This window comes from Streptomyces sp. NPDC026206, assembly GCF_040638465.1.
Classification (GTDB): Bacteria; Actinomycetota; Actinomycetes; order Streptomycetales; family Streptomycetaceae; genus Streptomyces.
The window spans coordinates 1-1,244 of record NZ_JBEZYL010000054.1; the positions used below are offsets into that span (position 1 = coordinate 1).

The window sequence follows — 1,244 nt, forward strand, 5'->3', positions numbered from 1 at the left end:
CTACGAACGCAAGGCCGAACACTTCCTCGCCTTCGTAGGCATAGCCGGGGCCCTCATCTGCTACCGCCGCCTCACCAAATGAAACGACGTCTAAGGCGGTATCTGGCCATGCGTCGATGCCGACCTGGATGAGGAGCCCCATTCGGCGGCGGTCACCCGGCTGCAGGAGATCCAGCGAGCCTGCCGCGGGGGGCTCGGAACGCCGACCTGACCAAAACGCGCATGGCAGAACTTCTTGATCCGTGCGGCCGGATTCTGTTCGGGTTCGCCGGCGGGGGGCGCCCTGCGGCTGTCCGGAGCGGGCGGGGCAGTGGGGGTGCCGCGACGGGGGCGACTGAGAGCGTGTCGGCGGTGCGGGCAGTCGGCGCCCTTGTCCATGGGGCAGTTCGAAGGTGGGTCTGGTAGGAGGGCTGCCGGGGCGCTCGTGGGCAGACGGAGGGCCCAGGTGCCGTGGCACCGGGCATTTTCGGCGGTTGATGAGCACCTACGGACGCCGAGGGCGGGCTCCTGACTCCTCAGTGAGGTGTCGTCTCCGCCTCGCTCTTGATCTTCATCATCCGCTCGGGGGAATCGGCCAGGACGGCATAGGCATCCATCCCAGGGCGGTGGCGTAGTCGTCCTTGGTCTCAATACCGATCAATACGGTCCTTACCCGGGGGTGGGTGTGGAAGCAGGCCGCGGTGCCCCGGTCCCACATCAGGGTTTGCTTGACCGGGCTGCGACCTCGCCAAGGGTGAACTTCTCGGAAACCGTCATGTCACGGCGCAACTCGAAGGCCGTCCAGGTCCCCCTCTTGGGTGGGTTGAGGCAATGGCCAGTGAGGCGCGAGGTGACCAGGCGGGTGCGGTGGTGTCGCGGTCCTCGAACAACCGGGCTTGGGGGTAGGACGCCATGGCGTCGAGGTTGGGCTTCTCGGTGGAGTAGAACCGCACGCGCTGCCACTCCCTGCGCCCCTCGTTCTGCAGGGCGTCCAGTGTCTTGGCGATCGCGGGCACCACGGTCTGAGCGTCGGCAGACTTCATGTCCAGCAGCACGCCCATCCGTTGCGGGATCCGCCGCAGCGCCTGCTCCAGCGTGGGCAGGCGCGTGGGGTGTGTCCGGTACGGATGGCCACCGGAGGCTCCCTTGAACTGGTAGCCGGCGTTAAGGCCGTGTCCTACATGGTGAGTTTGAGGAGTCGCTTGTAGCAGCAGAGCGCGGCTGCGAGGCCGAGGAAGGCCAGGTAGTTGCGGGGGTGGCGTTCG

Annotated in this window: 1 protein-coding gene; it reads right to left on the minus strand. The window is 67.0% G+C overall.

Going from position 1 to position 1,244, the window contains the following annotated elements; genetic code table 11:
• Window positions 1–752: 752 nt before the first annotated feature.
• Window positions 753–1,022 (minus strand): hypothetical protein, encoded by a 270-nt coding sequence (locus AB0F13_RS27815; protein ID WP_362087959.1) that lies wholly within the window; start codon window positions 1,020–1,022, stop codon window positions 753–755.
• Window positions 1,023–1,244 lie beyond the last annotated feature (222 nt).

Excerpts from the sequence above, each read along its gene's own strand:
- AB0F13_RS27815 (WP_362087959.1), bottom strand. The coding sequence starts at position 1,022 with ATGAAGTCTGCCGACGCTCAGACCGTGGTGCCCGCGATCGCCAAGACA.